Origin of the sequence: Pseudomonas sp. I3-I5, from assembly GCF_022699445.1 — a bacterium.
Lineage (GTDB): Bacteria > Pseudomonadota > Gammaproteobacteria > Pseudomonadales > Pseudomonadaceae > Aquipseudomonas > Aquipseudomonas fulva.
Window position 1 is genome coordinate 3,243,320 of sequence record NZ_CP093940.1, and the last position, 17,957, is coordinate 3,261,276.

Annotated in this window: 17 protein-coding genes; 9 read left to right on the forward strand and 8 right to left on the reverse strand. The window is 62.7% G+C overall.

What is annotated here, in order from left to right; genetic code table 11:
• Positions 1–39: 39 nt before the first annotated feature.
• Entirely contained in the window at positions 40–1,602 is a 1,563-nt protein-coding gene (locus tag MOP87_RS14395; protein ID WP_242809716.1) for a sigma-54-dependent transcriptional regulator, read from the reverse strand.
• 250 nt (positions 1,603–1,852) lie between these two features.
• Here MOP87_RS14395 and phhA point away from each other — a divergent pair, with 250 nt between their 5' ends.
• The 3 genes from phhA (at position 1,853) to MOP87_RS21760 (ending at position 3,404) form a co-directional block, all read left to right on the forward strand.
• A complete protein-coding gene (phhA, locus tag MOP87_RS14400) occupies positions 1,853–2,641 on the forward strand; it encodes a phenylalanine 4-monooxygenase (protein WP_027915910.1) in 789 nt (262 codons plus the stop codon).
• A gap of 40 nt (positions 2,642–2,681) precedes the next feature.
• Positions 2,682–3,038, forward strand: coding sequence for a 4a-hydroxytetrahydrobiopterin dehydratase (locus tag MOP87_RS14405; RefSeq protein WP_023533765.1), 357 nt, complete (start codon positions 2,682–2,684; stop codon positions 3,036–3,038).
• 237 nt (positions 3,039–3,275) lie between these two features.
• Positions 3,276–3,404, forward strand: a complete 129-nt coding sequence (locus tag MOP87_RS21760; protein ID WP_255212317.1) for a hypothetical protein — start codon at positions 3,276–3,278, stop codon at positions 3,402–3,404.
• Positions 3,405–3,491: 87 nt separating this feature from the next.
• Here MOP87_RS21760 and MOP87_RS14410 read toward each other — a convergent pair whose 3' ends face one another.
• Positions 3,492–6,512, reverse strand: coding sequence for an FAD-binding and (Fe-S)-binding domain-containing protein (locus MOP87_RS14410; protein WP_242809717.1), 3,021 nt, complete (start codon positions 6,510–6,512; stop codon positions 3,492–3,494).
• Between the two features lie 150 nt (positions 6,513–6,662).
• On the opposite strand from MOP87_RS14410, the gene MOP87_RS14415 reads away from it, so the two are divergent.
• Positions 6,663–7,547 carry a LysR substrate-binding domain-containing protein gene (locus MOP87_RS14415; protein WP_027915908.1) on the forward strand — a complete coding sequence of 295 codons (885 nt, stop codon included), beginning with the start codon at positions 6,663–6,665 and terminating at the stop codon, positions 7,545–7,547.
• Between the two features lie 62 nt (positions 7,548–7,609).
• Here MOP87_RS14415 and MOP87_RS14420 read toward each other — a convergent pair whose 3' ends face one another.
• The 6 genes from MOP87_RS14420 to MOP87_RS14445 form a co-directional block, all read right to left on the reverse strand.
• Complete coding sequence (locus MOP87_RS14420) at positions 7,610–9,028, reverse strand: amino acid permease (protein WP_027915907.1); 1,419 nt, start codon at positions 9,026–9,028, stop codon at positions 7,610–7,612.
• Between the two features lie 806 nt (positions 9,029–9,834).
• Entirely contained in the window at positions 9,835–10,902 is a 1,068-nt protein-coding gene (gene rluB / locus MOP87_RS14425) for a 23S rRNA pseudouridine(2605) synthase RluB (RefSeq protein WP_196129510.1), read from the reverse strand.
• Positions 10,903–11,095: 193 nt separating this feature from the next.
• Positions 11,096–11,872, reverse strand: a complete 777-nt coding sequence (gene scpB / locus MOP87_RS14430) for an SMC-Scp complex subunit ScpB (RefSeq protein ID WP_027915905.1) — start codon at positions 11,870–11,872, stop codon at positions 11,096–11,098.
• Positions 11,859–12,584, reverse strand: coding sequence for a ScpA family protein (locus MOP87_RS14435; RefSeq protein WP_161780421.1), 726 nt, complete (start codon positions 12,582–12,584; stop codon positions 11,859–11,861). Before MOP87_RS14435 ends, scpB begins: the two co-directional genes overlap by 14 nt.
• A gap of 125 nt (positions 12,585–12,709) precedes the next feature.
• Complete coding sequence (locus MOP87_RS14440) at positions 12,710–13,339, reverse strand: L-threonylcarbamoyladenylate synthase (protein ID WP_023533818.1); 630 nt, start codon at positions 13,337–13,339, stop codon at positions 12,710–12,712.
• 13 nt (positions 13,340–13,352) lie between these two features.
• Complete coding sequence (locus MOP87_RS14445; RefSeq protein WP_027915902.1) at positions 13,353–14,213, reverse strand: PHP domain-containing protein; 861 nt, start codon at positions 14,211–14,213, stop codon at positions 13,353–13,355.
• 67 nt (positions 14,214–14,280) lie between these two features.
• On the opposite strand from MOP87_RS14445, the gene MOP87_RS14450 reads away from it, so the two are divergent.
• From MOP87_RS14450 to MOP87_RS14470, 5 genes are all read left to right on the forward strand, one after another.
• Positions 14,281–14,874 (forward strand): septation protein A, encoded by a 594-nt coding sequence (locus tag MOP87_RS14450; RefSeq protein WP_027915901.1) that lies wholly within the window; start codon positions 14,281–14,283, stop codon positions 14,872–14,874.
• Position 14,875: 1 nt separating this feature from the next.
• The gene (locus MOP87_RS14455; RefSeq protein WP_242809719.1) at positions 14,876–15,175 is read left to right on the forward strand and encodes a YciI family protein; all 300 of its coding nucleotides are present in this window, start codon (positions 14,876–14,878) and stop codon (positions 15,173–15,175) included.
• A 117-nt stretch (positions 15,176–15,292) separates the two neighbouring features.
• Positions 15,293–15,970 (forward strand): response regulator transcription factor, encoded by a 678-nt coding sequence (locus MOP87_RS14460; protein ID WP_027915899.1) that lies wholly within the window; start codon positions 15,293–15,295, stop codon positions 15,968–15,970.
• A gap of 134 nt (positions 15,971–16,104) precedes the next feature.
• Complete coding sequence (locus MOP87_RS14465) at positions 16,105–16,521, forward strand: Spy/CpxP family protein refolding chaperone (RefSeq protein ID WP_027915898.1); 417 nt, start codon at positions 16,105–16,107, stop codon at positions 16,519–16,521.
• 75 nt (positions 16,522–16,596) lie between these two features.
• Positions 16,597–17,931, forward strand: a complete 1,335-nt coding sequence (locus MOP87_RS14470; RefSeq protein ID WP_088523390.1) for a sensor histidine kinase — start codon at positions 16,597–16,599, stop codon at positions 17,929–17,931.
• Positions 17,932–17,957 lie beyond the last annotated feature (26 nt).

The window sequence follows — 17,957 nt, forward strand, 5'->3', positions numbered from 1 at the left end:
GTTAGAAGCAACAGGCCCCCTACACTTAGCACCGCCCACTCAGTGCCCTGCCGATTTGCCCAGTGAATAATCTTTCAACTTATTGGCAATGGTCGTGTGCGATACACCCAAGCGCTTGCCCAATGCTCGGCTGCTTGGAAACTCCTTGAGCAAACTTTCCAATACGGCTTTTTCAAAACGCCCGACAATATCGGACAATCCACCGTCCAGTGAAAAATCACCTAAGGGCTGTCGCACGCCATAATCGGGCAATCGCACATGTTCAGTCTTGACCACACCGTTTTCACATAACGACACAGCCTGGAACACCACGTTTTCCAACTGTCGAACGTTACCCGGCCACTCATAGCTGGCCAACTTTTGCATCGCCCCCGGCGCCAGGCGAGGCATGGCGCATCCGATCTGCCGACTGGCCTGATCGAGAAAATACTGCACCAGCCCATCAAGCCCATCCATGCACTCGCGCAAGGGCGGAATGTGCAATGACAGCACATTGAGCCGGTGGTACAGGTCCTGCCGGAACTCGCCCCGGGCACAAAGCTCGGACAGGTCCACCTGCGTGGCGCAGATCACCCGCACATCCAGATAGACCTCCTCGTCGCTGCCCACACGCCGAAAACATCCGTCTTGCAAGAACCGCAGCAACTTCACCTGAAGCCGCGGGCTCATTTCAGCCACGCCATCGAGAAACAGCGTGCCGCCGGCCGTCAGCTCCAGCAGCCCCAGCTTGCCTTCGGCGCGGGCGCCCTCGAAGGCGCCCGGCCCGTAGCCGAACAGCTCTGTCTCGGCCATCGACTCAGGCAAGCCGGCGCAGTTGAGCGCCATCAGCGGTGATTGTCCACGCGGGCTGGCCAGGTGGCACGCCCTGGCCAGAAGCTCCTTGCCGGTGCCGGTCTCCCCCTCGATCAACAGCGGTGCATCCAGCGGCGCCATTCGCCTGGCTTCACGGACAACGGCAGCCATCAGACGTGAACTCTGGAAAATGCTGTCGAACCCCCGCAACTCCTGCTTGCGCACATTGTAGATACGCTCACCGATGCGATCGGCACGGTGCAAGGTGAGCACGGCGCCACCCAACGCTTCGCTGTCGTCATGCTCCGATTGCAGCGGCGCGATGTCGGCCAGGAACACATGGCCCCTGACCTGTACCCGCAGGCCGTTGATACGCGACTTGTTGCTACGCACCAGTTCCGGCAGGTCGAAGTCGTCCACGTAGCGAGCCAGAGGCAGGCCGGGCACTTCGTCGACTCGCACCCCCAGCAATTGGGCCGCCGATCGGTTCGCCGCCACAATGCTGCCACCCATGTCGATCGAGAGCACGGGAAACTCCAGCGCCCCTAACAGGGCATTGAGCTCCATGTGCCGGCGCTCGCTAGGCATCAGCCCCACGCGTTTGACGCCGAACACGCCCGTAATGGCCTCGAACTTGGGGCGCAGGGCCTGGAACTGAAGGTTGATGAGGTTCGGGCAGTGCAGGTAGATGGCGTTGCCATGGTCCCCACCCACTTCGCCCCGCAATACGTTGATGCCGTATTCGACCAGCAGGTTGAGGATGTCGCGCAGAATACCGATACGGTTCTGGCAGTGCACTTTGATACGCATAGAGGGTACGCCTGGCAAAAACTTCCCGTCTGAGCGGAAAACTTGTAAAGAAATGCTGACGAAATGACCGCTAACGATCATCGCAGGCGCTTGATGTTGGGACAAAATAGCGGATTTGTAAAATTATCCTTACAAGATAGCGTGTTTGCCTGCGCTCTAGCCCTTGCATAAGTAGGTGTGCACCGAGCAATAAAGGGTTATTTCTGATGCCTACCTGTACATAACGACAAGAGCCGACCAGGAGACCTTCATGAAGCACACCCAGTACGTGGCCCGCGAGCCGGATGCCCAGGGCTTCATCGATTACCCGCAGCAGGAGCATGGCGTGTGGAACACGTTGATCACCCGCCAACTGAAGGTGATCGAAGGGCGTGCCTGTCAGGAATACCTCGACGGTATCGAGCAGTTGAAGCTCCCTCATGACCGCATTCCGCAGCTGGGCGAGATCAACAAGGTGCTAGGGGCAACCACCGGCTGGCAGGTCGCTCGGGTTCCGGCATTGATTCCGTTCCAGACGTTCTTCGAGCTGCTCGCCAGCAAGCGCTTCCCGGTGGCGACATTCATTCGCACACCCGAAGAACTGGACTACCTCCAGGAACCAGACATCTTCCACGAAATCTTCGGCCACTGCCCGCTGCTGACCAACCCCTGGTTCGCCGAATTCACTCATACCTACGGCAAGCTGGGCTTGGCCGCCACGAAAGAACAGCGTGTTTACCTGGCGCGCCTGTACTGGATGACCATCGAATTCGGCCTGATGGACACACCCAACGGCCGCAAGATCTACGGCGGCGGCATTTTGTCCTCGCCCAAAGAGACGGTCTACAGCCTGTCCGGCGAACCGGAGCACCAGGCCTTCGACCCCATCGAGGCCATGCGCACCCCTTACCGGATCGACATCCTGCAGCCGGTGTACTTCATACTGCCAGAGCTCAAGCGCCTGTTCGACCTGGCTCATGAAGACATCATGGGCATGGTCGCGCAAGCCCAACAGCTGGGGTTGCACGCGCCGAAGTTTCCACCCAAGGTTGCCGCTTGACCGCTGCTTGCCACTCACAACGCCACATGGATAAGAACGTATGAATGCCTTGAACCAAGCCCACTGCGAAGCCTGCCGCGCCGATGCACCGAAAGTCAGCGAGCAGGAGCTTGCCGAGCTGATTCGCGAAATACCGGACTGGAACATCGAAGTGCGTGACGGGCACATGGAGCTTGAGCGCGTATTTTTGTTCAAGAATTTCAAGCATGCCCTGGCGTTCACCAATGCCGTCGGGGAAATTGCCGAGGCCGAAGGCCATCACCCAGGGCTGCTGACCGAGTGGGGCAAGGTGACCGTTACCTGGTGGAGCCACTCGATCAAAGGCCTGCACCGTAACGACTTCATCATGTGCGCACGCACCGACAAAGTGGCCGAGACGGCCGAAGGGCGCAAGTAAACTGCCCAAGGCTTCAGTCTCGGGGCTCACACGGGCGTGGCCGCCGGTCACGCCTTTTTTATGCCGCCAGAGCAGCCTTGAGCCTGCGGCATGAGGCGCCTTGATCGACCCGCTGCGGGGGCCGGGCGTAGGAAAAAGCCAAACTGTCATCCAGACTTGTGTATCCTGCCCCAGCTTCTTGAAGCTTCACACGCGCCTGGCGCAGCCTTTTCACTCACACTTGCGAGGAACGACGAGATGCACGAGATCCCGAATCTTCCCTTCCCAAGCCTGAACCCAGAAGAGCCCACCGTTACCGCCCATGCCGACTCGGCACCTGCCCGCGAGCAGGAAGGTGACGATCAGACCAGCGCCGATCAGGACTAGACCGCGCGCACTGGCTGTGTGAAAACGGCTGATCGACACCTGACGCTTCAGCACGTTTTCACACCGCTCGGTCGAGCAATTCTCCCTTCAGCGCCTGGCGAACTGCAACACCACTTCCAATGGATGACGCATCGGCCGCCCGGCCATGCGCTTGACCTGACTGCGGCAGGAATAGCCGGTCGCCAAAGGCTCCCCTTCCTTATCCAGTTTCAGCGCCCACGACTGCTCGAAGATGTCCTTCGAGGTCTGCTGATTGCGCGCCTCGTGCCCATAGGTACCCGACATGCCGCAGCACCCGGTGGCCTCGGTGATCAGCTTGAGCCCCATGCGTTCGAACACCTGCTCCCACTGCCGGGTGCTGGCAGGGGCGTTGGTCTTCTCGGTGCAATGGGCCAACAGGCGGAAGGTGGACGTGCTCCCTGCCGCTTGCTCGGGCAACGCGCTCAGCAGCCACTCCTGAGGCAACAGCACGGTGGGGCACCCTTCGAGCCCGGGCACTTTCGGGTATTCCTGGCGATAGACGAGGGTCATGGCCGGATCCAGCCCGACCAACGGCACCCCGCAGTCGGCCAGCGCCTTGAGCTGGGTGGCGTTGCGCACGGCGGCCTTGGCGAAGGCACCCAGAAAGCCCTGAACATGCAGCGGCTTGCCATTGGCACTGTACGGTGCCAGGAAAACCTTGTGGCCCAGGCGATGCGCCAGGTCGATGAATGCCGACAGCAACGGCGTCTCAAAGTAGCGGGTGAATGCATCCTGCACCAGCACGATGCTGCGCTCGCGCTGGGTGGGCGTCAGTTCGCGTAGCGCCGGCACAGTGGCCACGCCCACGCCACAGCGCGTCAGGGTCGCCTGGAAGTTGAACCGGCTGATCAACGGGCTATCGACCATGCCCACCTGCTCGGCCAGCAGACGGCTGACCCATTTCGAGCCCATCACCGCGTTGTACAGACCAGGCGCATGGGCCAGGTACGGGATGGTGAATTCCAACGACCCGATCAGGTAGTCGCGCAAGGGGCGCTGGTAACGGGTGTGGTACAGCTCGAGAAAGCGCGAGCGGAAGTCAGGTACGTTGACTTTGATCGGGCATTGTCCTGCGCAGGATTTGCACGCCAGGCAGCCAGCCATGGCGTCATAGACTTCATGGGAAAAATCTTCCTGCCCCTGGCGCCGCGCCCGCTCGTTGCGCAACCGCGCTGGCAGCCCTTTGACCCAGGACACCGGCTTGCGCGCCACCTCCAGTACATCGACCCCCGCCTCGCCTTGCAGACGCAACCATTCGCGCATGAGCGAAGCCCGCCCCTTGGGCGAGTGCCGACGTTCACGGGTCGCCTTCCACGACGGGCACATGGCGTCGTTCGGGTCGTAGTTGTAGCAGGCACCGTTGCCGTTGCAATGCACGGCGCTGCCATAGGCCTGCCAGACCCGCTCATCGATGGTGCGATCCAGCTCGCCGCGCAAGGTCACGCCATCGACCTTGGTCAGGCCCTCGCTGGCCCCGAGCGGCGTGCAGATCTTGCCGGGGTTGAGCTGGTTGTGCGGATCGAACGCGCCTTTGAGGCGCTGCAGTGCCGGGTACAGCTCGCCAAAGTACTCGGGCACGTACTCCGAGCGCAGGCCCTTGCCGTGCTCGCCCCACAACAGACCGCCGTAGCGACGGGTCAAGGCAGCTACTGCATCGGAGACAGGCTTGACCAAGGCCGCCTGGGCCGGGTCCTTCATGTCCAGCGCAGGGCGCACATGCAGAACCCCGGCATCGACGTGCCCGAACATGCCGTACGCCAACCCGTAGCCGTCGAGCAAGGCACGGAACTCGGCGATGTAGTCGGCAAGTTTTTCCGGTGGCACCGCCGTGTCCTCGACGAACGGCTGCGGCCGCACTTCGCCTTCGACGTTGCCCAGCAGGCCAACCGAGCGCTTGCGCATGGCGTAGACGCGGGTCACCGCCTCAGCCCCCTCGGCCAGCGTATGGCCAAGGCGCTCGACGCTGGTGTCGACACGCAGGTGATCGATGAAGGCCTGGACCTTTGCGTTGACCTCGACGGGGTCATCACCGCAGAACTCGACCAGGTTGATGCCCAGCGTGGGGCGCTCGGGGTCGGCCGGGAAATACTCGGCGACGCTGTGCCAGACAATGTCCTTCATCGCCAGCCCAAGCACTTTGGAATCGACGGTCTCGATGGACAATGGCCGCTGCGCCATCAAGGCATTGGCATCGCGCAGCGCATCCATGAAGCTGGCGTACCGTACGTTCACCAGGGCAGCATACTTGGGAATCGGCAGCACGTTGAGCTTGGCCTCGACCACATACCCCAGCGACCCTTCGGCGCCGCACAGTACGCTGTTGAGGTTGAAGCGGCCTTGCTCGTCTCGCAGGTGCGCCAGGTCGTAGCCGGTCAGGCAGCGATTGAGCGGGGGAAAGGTGGTGCGGATGAGTTCAGCCTGGGTGTCCCAGATATCCAGGGCCGTGCGGTACACCTGACCCACGCGACCGGGCGCCGTACACGCTGCCTGCAACGCGTCTTCGTCAAGCGGCAGGCTGTGCAGGCGCTCACCCCCGAGCAGGATGCTGTGCAGCTCAAGCACATGGTCGCGCGTTTTGCCATAGGTGCAACTGCCCTGCCCGCTGGCGTCGGTGTTGATCATGCCACCCACGGTCGCGCGGTTCGAAGTGGACAGTTCAGGCGCGAAGAACAAGCCATGGGGCTTGAGGGCGGCGTTGAGCTGATCCTTGACCACACCGGCCTGCACCCGCACCCAACGCTGCTCGGCATTGATTTCGAGGATGCCGTTCATGTGCCGCGACAAATCCACGACCACGCCATCGGTCAACGACTGGCCATTGGTGCCTGTGCCGCCACCGCGCGGGGTCAGCTTGATCGCCTGGAAGCGCGACTCGCCCATCAGCGTGGCGACGCGCGCCACATCATCGGCGTCCAGTGGAAACACCGCAGCCTGCGGCAGACGCTGATAGATGGAATTGTCGGTGGCCAGGACGGTTCGGGTACCGTAGTCGGCGCTGATCTGGCCACGAAAGCCACTGTCATGCAGGGCTTTGAGGAATGCCGGGTAGTCGGCGTCAGGTGCAACGGTAGGCAGCTGGGCGATCATCGAAGGACGGCCTCGGAATAGGGCTGGTTCACGGAAAAGATGTCGTGGCGGCATGGGTGGCGCCGGCAACAGTGACGAATGTGGCAATGTTCCTGTAGTTTTGCGCCAGGGGCAAACGGATAATCCTGCCGTTATCGATGACTTTCATGAATGAATTACCGCCACCTAACCCCGTCCATGTCTCTGCTGCTGGCCTTCGAGGCGGCCGCCCGGCACCAGAGCTACACCCGCGCGGCCACTGAACTGTCGCTGACCCAGAGCGCGGTCAGCCGGCAAGTTCAGGCGCTGGAACAGCAGTTGGGTCTGACCCTGTTTCGCCGCGAGGGTCGCCAGGTACGGTTGACGGACGTCGGCCGCCTGTACCAACGCGAGCTCAGCGAAGCACTGGGCCGCATTCGGGGCGCGACCCTACAGGCGCTGGCCTATCAGTCCGGGGTCGGCACTTTGCGCCTGGCCACCTTGCCCACCTTTGGCTCCAAATGGCTGTTGCCGCGCCTGAACGACTTCTACAAGGCGCACCCTGGCATGCTTGTGCACTTGCATTCGCGTATCGAAGCCATCGACTTCGACACCAGCGAGATCGATGCAGCCATTGGCGTGGCCAGCGGTGACCTGCCAGGGCTGATCAGCCACCGCCTGCATGCCGAGGAACTGCTGGTGATCCTTCCGGCCCAGGCCGCAAACGAACAACCGCACTGGAGCCCCACCCGCATCAGCGAGCAGTTACTGTTGAACGTGGCCAACAACCCCCATGCCTGGGGTGAATGGTTCTCGCACCATGGCCTGCCCCACCGAAGCATGCGCCTGGGGCCAAGCTTCGAGTTGACCTCGCACTTGATTCAGGCCGTGCAGGCGGGGATTGGTGTGGGCCTGGTGCCCCGCGTGCTCGTGGAAGACGAGCTGGCCAAAGGGGCGCTGTACAGCCCAGGCCTGGCATTCGCCAGTCAACGCAGCTATTACCTGATCTATCCGCCGCGCAACGAAGCGCTACCTTCGCTACGGGCATTCAGGGCGTGGCTGCTGGAACAGATCTGACGCGCAGAAAAGAAAACCCGAAGCGGTCGACGCTTCGGGTTTTACAGGCGACTGTACGACGCTTATTTGGCGGCGCTGCCAACGGCTTCAGTGATGACGCCCTTACGCCGTGACTTGATGACATAAGCTACGAACATGCAGAGCAACCAGACCGGGATGGCGTAGACGGACACCTGGATACCCGGAATCTGCAGCATGATGCCCAGGATCAAGACCACGAAGGCCAGCACCACGTAGTTGCCGTAGGGGTACCACAGCGCCTTGAACAGGGGTTTCTGACCCGTGCGGTTGAGGTGCTGACGGAACTTGAGGTGCGAGTAGCTGATCATGGCCCAGTTGATCACCAGGGTAGCCACGACCAGCGACATCAGCAGCTCCAGCGCGCTGGAAGGCATCAGGTAGTTGAGCAGCACGGCGATCAGGGTCACGGCCGCGGACACCAGAATCGAACGCACCGGTACGCCACGCTTGTCGACCTTGGCCAAGGCAGCCGGCGCATCGCCCTGCTCGGCCATGCCCAGCAGCATGCGGGCATTGCAATAGGTACCGCTGTTGTACACCGACAAGGCCGCGGTCAGGACCACGAAGTTCAGCAGGTTGGCGGCCACATCGCTGCCCAGCAACGAGAACACCTGCACGAACGGGCTGCTGCCGTAGCTGCCGCCGGAGGCATCGATGCTGGCGACCAAGGTGTCCCACGGCGTGAGCGACAGCAGGATCACCAAGGCACCGACGTAGAAGATCAGGATGCGGTAGATGACCTGGTTGATGGCCTTGGGGATCACGGTCTTGGGCTTGTCGGCCTCTGCGGCCGTAAAGCCGAGCATCTCCAGCCCCCCGAACGAGAACATGATGAACGCCAGGGCCATCACCAGGCCACTGACCCCATGGGGGAAGAAGCCACCGTGCGACCACAGGTTGGCCACGGTCGCGTCAGGCCCGCCACTGCCGCTGGTCAGCAGGTAGGCACCCAGGCCAATCATGCTGACAATGGCCACCACCTTGATGATGGCAAACCAGAACTCAGCTTCGCCGAAGAACTTCACGTTCATCAGGTTGATGGCGTTGATCAGCACGAAGAACGCAGCGGCTGTTACCCAGGTAGGGATTTCCGGCCACCAGTAGTGCACGTACTTGCCCACGGCGGACAATTCGGACATGCCCACCAGGATGTACAGCACCCAGCAGTTCCAGCCCGACAGGAAGCCGGGGAAGCCACCCCAGTAGGTATGGGCGAAGTGGCTGAACGAGCCGGCCACGGGCTCCTCGACGATCATTTCGCCGAGCTGGCGCATGATCATGAAAGCGATGAAACCACAGATCGCGTAGCCCAGGATCATCGACGGGCCGGCGGATTTCATCACGCCCGCCGAACCCAGGAACAGGCCGGTACCGATGGCGCCTCCCAGGGCGATCAACTGAATATGGCGGTTCTTCAGGCCCCGCTTGAGCTCGCCTGAATGCTTGTCGTGTCCACTCATGAACGAAGTCACCTGCATTGTTTTTATCTGTGACGGAATCGGACCCACCGCGCTCGTGGCGCAGCGGAATGGGCAAGGTGGTCACCTTGTTTCCTGAAGGTACAGCTGCGCGGTCGAGTCAACCGGGCGGGGTCAGGAGTGCGCGGTACGCAAGGGGGTCACAGGTAAAACGCGGCGCACTGTATAACCCTGCAAGCGCGCAGGCGTCAACGCGTTGCGTGGTTTCCGGCGGAAAAAACGCAGCGTTCCTGAGGTAATGGCCTTTGTGGGCGAGTTGATCGGCGTACATGGCGCCTCCATTTGTTGTTTTATCAACCGGCTCTGCGGCGGGCTGTTGCACGGGGCAATGAGGGCTATAACACCGTGGAGCGGGGGTTTAGGCAAGGGAGGTGAAGGGCCGAGGAGGCAACCGGAGAGAGGGGCTTCGGCAAGCTTTCTTTACGGACGGGGACTTTTTCTGATTTGCTGCGAGAATCAGCCAAGGCTTGTAAACAAAACCTTACAAACTGGAAATATAAGTTGCCAGACTAACGAAATGGCTTTGCGCCCAATGGGTTACGGCCGACCATGAGTTGAGTCAGATCAGCACACTCGCACCCTCTGGCAGGGTGCATCTGGCAAGGCATGCATCATTTAGCGGGCTGCACATTGGGGCCGCTTCGCGCCCCATCGTTGGCCACTGGCTCCTGCTCAGCGCGAGATATTCGCCTTTTGCAGAAGACGGCTTGCGGGCAATGGGCTGCGTAGCAGCCCCAATGTGTTCAGCGTCGGTAATTAAGCAAGGGCCAACAATGGCTCCGAATGCCTCAGCCGCGTGGCTTGCCGCGACCACGGCCTGCAGGCTTGTCACCCTCGGGCTTGGCCGGGCGCTTGCGCATTTCGCTCGGGCGCTCGGCCACTGCGCTGCCACGGTTGCCTTTGCGCGGCGATTCTTCGCGCGCCGGGCGTGCTGGACGCTCGCCGGCCGCTGCGCCGTCCTGGGCCGGGCGCAGGCTGCGCACGCGCTCACCACGACCCAGGGGGCGGGACGATTTGCGCTGCAGACGCTCCATCTTGTCCTTGGCCTTGAGCTTCAAGGCCGGCAACGCCACGGGCTGCAAGCCCACCTCGGCCGCCAGGATGTCGATTTCACCCTGGGTCATTTCCCGCCAGCGGCCCATGGGCAAATCCGAGTTGAGGAACACCGGGCCAAAGCGCACACGCTTCAGGCGGCTGACCACCATGCCCTGCGACTCCCACAGGCGACGCACCTCACGGTTGCGGCCTTCCATCACCACGCAGTGGTACCAGTGGTTGAAGCCTTCGCCGCCTGGTGCCTTCTGGATGTCGGTAAACTTGGCGGGGCCGTCTTCGAGCATGACACCCGCCTTCAGGCGCTCGAGCATCTCGTCATCCACTTCCCCACGTACGCGCACGGCATATTCGCGGTCCATTTCGTAGGACGGGTGCATCAGGCGGTTGGCCAGCTCACCGTCGGTGGTGAACAGCAGCAAACCGGTGGTGTTGATGTCCAGACGGCCGATGTTGATCCAGCGACCTTCCTTGGGACGCGGCAGGCGATCGAACACGGTCGGGCGACCTTCCGGGTCATCGCGGGTGCAGATCTCGCCATCGGGCTTGTTGTACATGATCACCCGGCGCGTCGCCTCGGCCGCTTCTTCACGCTTGATCAGCTTGCCGTCGACGGCAATGGCGTCATGCAGGTCGACTCGCTGGCCAAGGGTGGCTGCAACGCCGTTGACCTTGATGCGGCCCTGGCTGATCCAGGCCTCGACGTCACGGCGCGAGCCCACGCCAATACGCGCGAGGACTTTCTGCAGCTTCTCGCCAACAGGTGGGGTGATCTGGGTATCTTGCAGGTCTTGCTCACTCATCTGGGCACCTCCCGGTGTAGGAATGAAAACAGGTTTCTGGCAACGAACGCGCCAAAAGGCCGCGCATCATACGTGGTTCGCCGCCTGAATGCATGGGAGGGTAGAAGCTTTTCCACCCTCTGCCACGACTTTCTGCCAGGCGGGCCCTGCTCGACGGCCTGGCCCATGGCCACAGCAGATCGAGTTGAGGCGATCAGGCCTGCTCGCTCGGCTCCCCCTCCAACGGCGTTTCGGCATCAGGGTCGTGCTGGAGCACATCGTCGAAATCGGTCTTGAGGCCCTGCTCCATGGCGTCGAGCTCCACGAGCAGGCTGCGAAAGCTGGTCTCGTCCTTGACCGGCTCAGCCTCCTCGTCCTCGCCCAGGCTGGCGTCGGCCAGGGCCTGCAGGTGCGCCGGTACCGGGGCATCGTCCGGGTCGAGCAAGGGCTCGGGCTCCATCTCGCGCAATTCGGCGAGCGCTGGCAGCTCATCCAGGCTGCGAAGGTTGAAATGGTCCAGGAATGCCTTGGTCGTGGCAAACAGAGCCGGCCGTCCGGGCACTTCCCGGTGGCCCACTACACGGATCCACTCGCGCTCGACCAACGTCTTGACGATGTTGCTATTGACCGCGACGCCACGCACGTCCTCGATTTCGCCACGGGTGATGGGCTGGCGGTAGGCAATCAGCGCCAGGGTCTCGAGCAGCGCCCGAGAATAGCGCTGCGGGCGCTCTTCCCACAGCCGGCCGACCCAAGGCGCGTAATCCTCGCGAATCTGCAGCCGATAACCGTTGGCCACCTCCTTGAGCTCGAACGCCCGACCGGCGCACGATTTGCCTAGCACTTCGAGTGCTCGCTTGAACGTCTTCGGCTCGGGCCGCTCGGGCTCCTCGAACAGCTCGTACAAGCGCTCAAGCGATTGAGGCTTGCCAGAGGCCAGCAGGAAGGCTTCGATCAACGGGGCCAGGTCGCGGGGGTCATTCAGGTTCATGGGCGTCTTCGGCAGGAGCAGGGCGTAACCGCACATGGATGGCGGCAAAGGCTTCATTTTGCACCAGTTCGACGAGGGTTTCCTTCACCAGCTCCAACACAGCCATGAACGTGACCACCACCCCCAGCTTGCCTTCATCGGGCGCGAACAGATCGATGAAGGGCACGAAACCACCGTCTTTCAAGCGTTCCAGCACCTGCCCCATGCGTTCCCGGGTCGACAGGGTCTCTCGGCTGATCTGGTGGCTTTCGAACAGGTCGTTGCGGCGCATCACTTCGGCCATGGACGCCAGCAGCTCCGGCAGGCTGACCTGCGGCAACAGCTTGCGTACCTTTGCCTGGGGCGCCTCCAGGCACGGCACGACCAGGTCACGACCGACCCTGGGCAACCCGTCCAGGCCTTCGGCGGCCGCCTTGAAGCGTTCATACTCCTGCAGACGTCGGATCAGCTCGGCGCGTGGGTCGCCCTCCTCCTCCTCGACCGTGACGCTGCGCGGCAGCAACATGCGCGACTTGATTTCGGCCAGCATGGCGGCCATCACCAAGTATTCGGCAGCCAGCTCAAGGCGCACGGTTTTCATCAACTCGACGTAGCCCATGTACTGGCGAGTGATTTCTGCCACCGGGATATCGAGGATATCGATGTTCTGCTTGCGAATCAGGTACAGCAGCAGGTCCAAAGGCCCTTCGAACGCTTCGAGAATGACCTCCAGGGCATCGGGGGGTATGTACAAGTCCAGCGGCAGCTCGGTCACGGCCTCGCCGTAGACCAGCGCGAGCTGCAACTGGCCTGGCAGCTCGGCCGGCTCGGCCGCTGCCTGGGCGAACGGCTCGGCGGTCACGCGTTGACCATGAACGGAGTAGGGTCGCCGCAGCCTTCGCGAATCAGTTCGGGTTCATCGCCTGACAGGTCGATGATGGTCGACGCCTTGAGGTCACCGTAGCCGCCATCGATGACCAGGTCGACATGGTGCTCCAGACGCTGGCGAATTTCGTAGGGGTCGGTCATGGGTTCGGCGTCGCCGGGCAGGATCAGGCTCACGCTCATCAAGGGCTCACCCAGCTCGGCAAGCAGTGCCAGGGTAATGGCATGGTCCGGCACGCGCAGGCCGATGGTGCGGCGTTTTTCATGCAACAACAGGCGCGGCACTTCGCGCGTGCCGTTGAGAATGAAGGTGTAGGGCCCCGGCACATGGGCCTTGAGCAGGCGGAAGGTGCCCGTATCGACCTTGGCGTACAAGCCCAACTGGGACATGTCGCAGCACATCAGGGTGAAATTGTGGGTCTTGTCCAGCCCGCGCAAACGGCGCACCCGCTCGATGGCCGACTTGTCACCGATCTGGCAACCCAGCGCATAGGCCGAGTCGGTGGGGTAGACCACTACCCCACCCTTGCGGATGATCTCGACCGCCTGGCGTATCAGTCGCGGCTGTGGGTTTTCCGGGTGAATCTGGAAAAATTGGCTCACGTCGTCGTCCTGTTCAAACCGGCAATGGCTGTTCATGGCTGAAACGGTGCCACACAGGTGGCAGGTCCTCGGGCAAAGGCCGATAGGCACCGATTTCGCCCCAGGTGCCGGGGCCGTGGAAGTCACTGCCAGCACTTGCCAGCAGCCCGAACTCACGGGTGAGGATGGACAGGGTGCCCACCTGTTCGGCCGGCATCATCCCATTGACCACTTCAAGCGCCTGCCCGCCTGCCTGAATATAGTCGGCAATCAGCCGCCTGCGCTTGCTGCGCGTCAGCTCGTAATGCATGGGATGCGCCAGGCTCACCCATGCGTTTGACTGGCGCAGGGTGGCAACGGTTTCCTCCAACGATGGCCAATGTTGCTTGACGTCACCGAGCTTGCCGGCACCGAGCCATTTGCGGAAGGCCTCGCCCCGGTCTTTGACGTGGCCGGCATGCACCAGGTAGTCGGCAAAATGTGGCCGGGCCGGGGCATTGCCACTGTCACCGAGCGCCTGCTGGATTTGCCGGGCACCTGCCAGCGTTCCTGGCATGCCCTTGGCTGCCAGGCGCTTGTCGATTTCCTCGGCACGCAACCAGCGGCCACGGTGCAGGGCCTCGATCGCCGCCAGCAAGGGCGGTGCATCTACGGGGAAGTTGTAACCGAGTATGTGGATGGTTGCGCCGCCCCAGGTACAGGACAGCTCGACGCCGCTGACCCATTGCATGCCGTGCTCGCGGCAGGCCTGGCGGGCTTCGGCCAGGCCTTCTAGGGTATCGTGGTCGGTGAGCGCCAGCGTACGCACCCCATGCTCGAAGGCCCGGGCGACCAGGGCCGAAGGCGACAGGGCGCCGTCGGAGGCCGTGCTGTGACAGTGCAGATCAACATTCATGGAGTAGCGCTTTCGCTGGATTCGATGTTTGTTATTATGCCGTCACATCCCGGTTCTGGCTGCCATTGTGAAACAATTCATCGATTTCATCCCGCTGCTGCTGTTCTTCATCGTCTACAAACTGGACCCACGGCCCGTCGAGCTGGCCGGGCACAGCTTCGAATTCGGTGGTATCTACAGTGCCACTGCCATGCTGATCATCAGCTCGCTGGTGGTGTACGGCGCGTTGTTCCTGCGCCAGCGCAAGCTCGAGAAAGGCCAGTGGCTGACGCTGGTCGCCTGCCTGGTGTTTGGCGGCCTGACCCTGGCCTTTCACAGCGAAACCTTCCTCAAGTGGAAGGCGCCGGTGGTGAACTGGCTGTTCGCCCTGGCCTTCGCCGGTAGCCACTTCATTGGCGACCGGGTACTGATCAAGCGCATCATGGGCCATGCGCTGACCTTGCCCGATGCCATCTGGGCCCGCCTGAACCTCGCCTGGATCGCGTTCTTTCTGTTCTGCGGCGCCGCCAACCTGTTCGTCGCCTTCACCTTCCCAGCGTTCTGGGTCGACTTCAAGGTGTTCGGCAGCCTGGGCATGACCGTGCTGTTCCTGGTGGCACAAGGGCTGTACCTGTCGCGCCACCTGCAAGATACCTCCTCTGCCTCCAAACCCAAGGACTGACATGCTCTACGCCATCATTGCCAGCGACGTCGCTAACTCCCTGGAAAAACGCTCGGCTGCGCGCCCGGCCCACATCGAGCGCCTTCAGCAGCTCAAGGCAGAAGGCCGGGTGGTACTGGCCGGCCCGCACCCGGCCATCGACAGCAACGACCCAGGCGAGGCAGGCTTCAGCGGCAGCCTGATCGTGGCCGAGTTCGATTCCCTGACCGCCGCCCAAGCCTGGGCCGATGCCGATCCCTACATCGCTGCCGGCGTCTACGACCAGGTCGTGGTCAAGCCCTTCAAGCAAGTGCTGCCTTGAAACACCTCGCCTAGAAGGCGTGCTTGGCATCGCCAGTTGGCAGCTGACCTCAAGACTGGGGTATCTTTCCGGCTGGCGGACCAACGCGTCGCCGTCAATGGTTGAATTGAGTGAGTCATGAGCGAGCTGTTACTGATTGATGACGACCAGGAGCTGTGCGAGCTGCTCAGCAGCTGGCTGACCCAGGAAGGGTTCACTGTGCGGGCCTGCCACGATGGCCAGGCTGCACGCCAGGCGTTGGCCGAACGTGCGCCAGCGGCCGTGGTACTGGATGTGATGCTGCCCGACGGTAGCGGTCTTGAACTGCTCAAGCGCCTGCGCAGCGAGCATGCCGACCTGCCCGTGGTGATGCTGTCGGCCCGCGGCGAGCCGCTGGACCGCATCCTGGGCCTTGAACTGGGCGCCGACGACTACCTGGCAAAGCCGTGCGACCCACGCGAGCTGACTGCGCGGCTGCGCGCCGTGTTGCGCCGCAGCCATCCAGCCCCGGCCACCAGCCAGCTGGAATTGGGCGACCTGGTCTACAGCCCTGCCCGCGGGGTGGCCAGCATCGACGGTCGCGAGCTGACCCTGACCCTGTCCGAGAGCCGCATTCTTGAAGCATTGCTGCGCCAACCGGGCGAGCCTCTGGACAAACAGGCGCTGGCGCAGATCGGCCTTGGTCGCCGGCTGACGCTCTACGACCGCAGCCTGGACATGCACGTGAGCAACCTGCGCAAGAAGATCGGCCCGCACGCCGACGGCCGCCCCCGCATCATCGCCTTGCGCAGCCGCGGCTACTACTACTGCCTGTAGTACTTGCGTCAGTCTGATGCCAGGAAAGGGAACTGGCCTTTACGTTCCCTTTACCGTGCCCTGACCGCGCTTGACGATCATCTCCCTAGACTGTGCTCATCCGGTGATCGCCGGCCCATGAGAGGAGAGACACCATGCGCAAGACCCTTACCGCCCTGCTGTTCGCCGCCGCACTGCCCACCGTTGCCATGGCCATGCCCGACGGCGGCCCGCGCCATGATGGCCCGCATCATCGCGGCGGCCCGGCCTTCCACGAACTGGACCTGAGCCGCGAACAGCGCGACCAGATCGGCAAGCTGATGGGCGATCAGATGAAACAGCGCCACGACATCACCGAGCGTTACCTTGGCAAGCTGCCGGCGGCCGATCAGAAAGCCATGAAAGAAGAGATGCAGGCCAGCCGCGACAAGACCGACGCTGCGGTACGCAACCTGCTCAAGCCAGACCAGCAGAAGAAGTTCGACGAACTGCAAAAGGAACGCGCCGCCAAGAAAGCGGAGTGGCAGGAGTTCCAGGCCTGGAAAGCTGAAAAAGCCGGCAAGTCCCAGTAAGCTCCACTGTCAGCGCCCGCTGTGCGCCAGGTTCGCCTGGTGCACGGCGGGCTTTCATCGTTTGGGGAGGTCTACGTGCGTTCACTGTTCTGGCGCATCCTGGCCAGCTTCTGGCTCGCCATCGCCCTGGTAGCTGGGCTGTCGATATTGCTGGCGCACACGCTCAACCAGGACGCCTGGATTCTAAGCCGTCACCCGGGGCTGAACACGTTGGCCAGCCAATGGGCCAGGCACTACGAACAGGAAGGCCCGGACGCAGCGCAGCATTTTCTCGAAAGGCGCAAGGCGCGCTACAAGATCGACGTGCAAGTACTGGACGACAGCGGCGACGCTGTGGTGCCAGGCACCTTTCCCCGGCGCGCGGCTGCACTCGAAGCCAGGCAGCATAACGATGAGCGGCGCCTGCCGTGGCGCCGCCTGACCGAGGAATACACCAGCCCCGAGAGCAAGGCGTCCTACCTGCTGATCTACCGCATCCCCCACCCTGCCCTCGATGCCTGGCACCGCGAGAGCCTGCTCTGGCCGCTGAGCGCACTGGGCATCGCCCTGGTGGTGCTGACCCTGTTCAGCCTGTTCGTCACACTGTCCATTACCCGCCCCCTGAGCCGCTTGCGTGGCGCGGTGCACGACCTGGGGCAGAGTACCTACCAGCAGAACAGCCTGGCGCAACTGGCCGGCAGGCGCGACGAATTCGGCGTCCTGGCCAAGGATTTCAACAAGATGGGTGCTCGCTTGCAGAGCACCATCGCCAGCCAGCGCCAGTTGCTGCGCGATGTGTCCCACGAGCTGCGCTCTCCGCTGGCCCGTCTGCGCATCGCCCTGGCCCTGGCCGAACGTGCCGAGCCGCAGCAACGCCAGGCCTTGTGGCCGCGCCTGACCCGCGAATGCGACCGGCTGGAAGACCTGATCAGTGAGATTTTGACCCTGGCGCGCGTGGATGCCGACCAGGCCCATGCCGAAACGGTCGATCTCAACGCGCTACTGGGCAGCGTGCGCAAGGACGCGCAACTGACGGCACCCGAGCATGACGTGCGCCTCGAAGCGCAACCCGGGTTGACCTTGCAAGGTTGGCCGACCCTGATCGAGCGTGCGGTGGACAACCTGCTGCGCAATGCACTGCGCTTTACCCCCGCGGGTCAACCCGTGGAGCTGAGCGCCTGGCGCGAGGACGACGTGCTCAGGGTCTGCGTACGTGACCGAGGCCCCGGCGTGGCAGCTGAGCACCTGGCCCAGCTGGGCGAGCCGTTTTTCCGGGCGCCGGGGCAAAAAGCCCCTGGACACGGCCTTGGGCTGGCGATTGCACGCAAGGCGGCAGAGCGCCACGGCGGTCGACTGATACTGGCCAACCATCCACAAGGCGGTTTTGTCGCAACCCTGGAGCTGCCGGTGGCAGAAGCACCTGGCAGCTAGCGCCACCACGCAGGTCTGCGCCAAGG

Excerpts from the sequence above, each read along its gene's own strand:
- MOP87_RS14405 (WP_023533765.1), top strand. The coding sequence starts at position 2,682 with ATGAATGCCTTGAACCAAGCCCACTGCGAAGCCTGCCGCGCCGATGCA.
- MOP87_RS21760 (WP_255212317.1), top strand. The coding sequence starts at position 3,276 with ATGCACGAGATCCCGAATCTTCCCTTCCCAAGCCTGAACCCAGAAGAG.
- rluB (WP_196129510.1), bottom strand. The coding sequence starts at position 10,902 with ATGAGTGAGCAAGACCTGCAAGATACCCAGATCACCCCACCTGTTGGC.
- MOP87_RS14410 (WP_242809717.1), bottom strand. The coding sequence starts at position 6,512 with ATGATCGCCCAGCTGCCTACCGTTGCACCTGACGCCGACTACCCGGCA.
- phhA (WP_027915910.1), top strand. The coding sequence starts at position 1,853 with ATGAAGCACACCCAGTACGTGGCCCGCGAGCCGGATGCCCAGGGCTTC.
- MOP87_RS14460 (WP_027915899.1), top strand. The coding sequence starts at position 15,293 with ATGAGCGAGCTGTTACTGATTGATGACGACCAGGAGCTGTGCGAGCTG.
- MOP87_RS14415 (WP_027915908.1), top strand. The coding sequence starts at position 6,663 with ATGAATTACCGCCACCTAACCCCGTCCATGTCTCTGCTGCTGGCCTTC.
- MOP87_RS14455 (WP_242809719.1), top strand. The coding sequence starts at position 14,876 with ATGCTCTACGCCATCATTGCCAGCGACGTCGCTAACTCCCTGGAAAAA.
- MOP87_RS14465 (WP_027915898.1), top strand. The coding sequence starts at position 16,105 with ATGCGCAAGACCCTTACCGCCCTGCTGTTCGCCGCCGCACTGCCCACC.
- MOP87_RS14420 (WP_027915907.1), bottom strand. The coding sequence starts at position 9,028 with ATGAGTGGACACGACAAGCATTCAGGCGAGCTCAAGCGGGGCCTGAAG.
- MOP87_RS14445 (WP_027915902.1), bottom strand. The coding sequence starts at position 14,213 with ATGAATGTTGATCTGCACTGTCACAGCACGGCCTCCGACGGCGCCCTG.
- scpB (WP_027915905.1), bottom strand. The coding sequence starts at position 11,872 with ATGAACCTGAATGACCCCCGCGACCTGGCCCCGTTGATCGAAGCCTTC.
- MOP87_RS14395 (WP_242809716.1), bottom strand. The coding sequence starts at position 1,602 with ATGCGTATCAAAGTGCACTGCCAGAACCGTATCGGTATTCTGCGCGAC.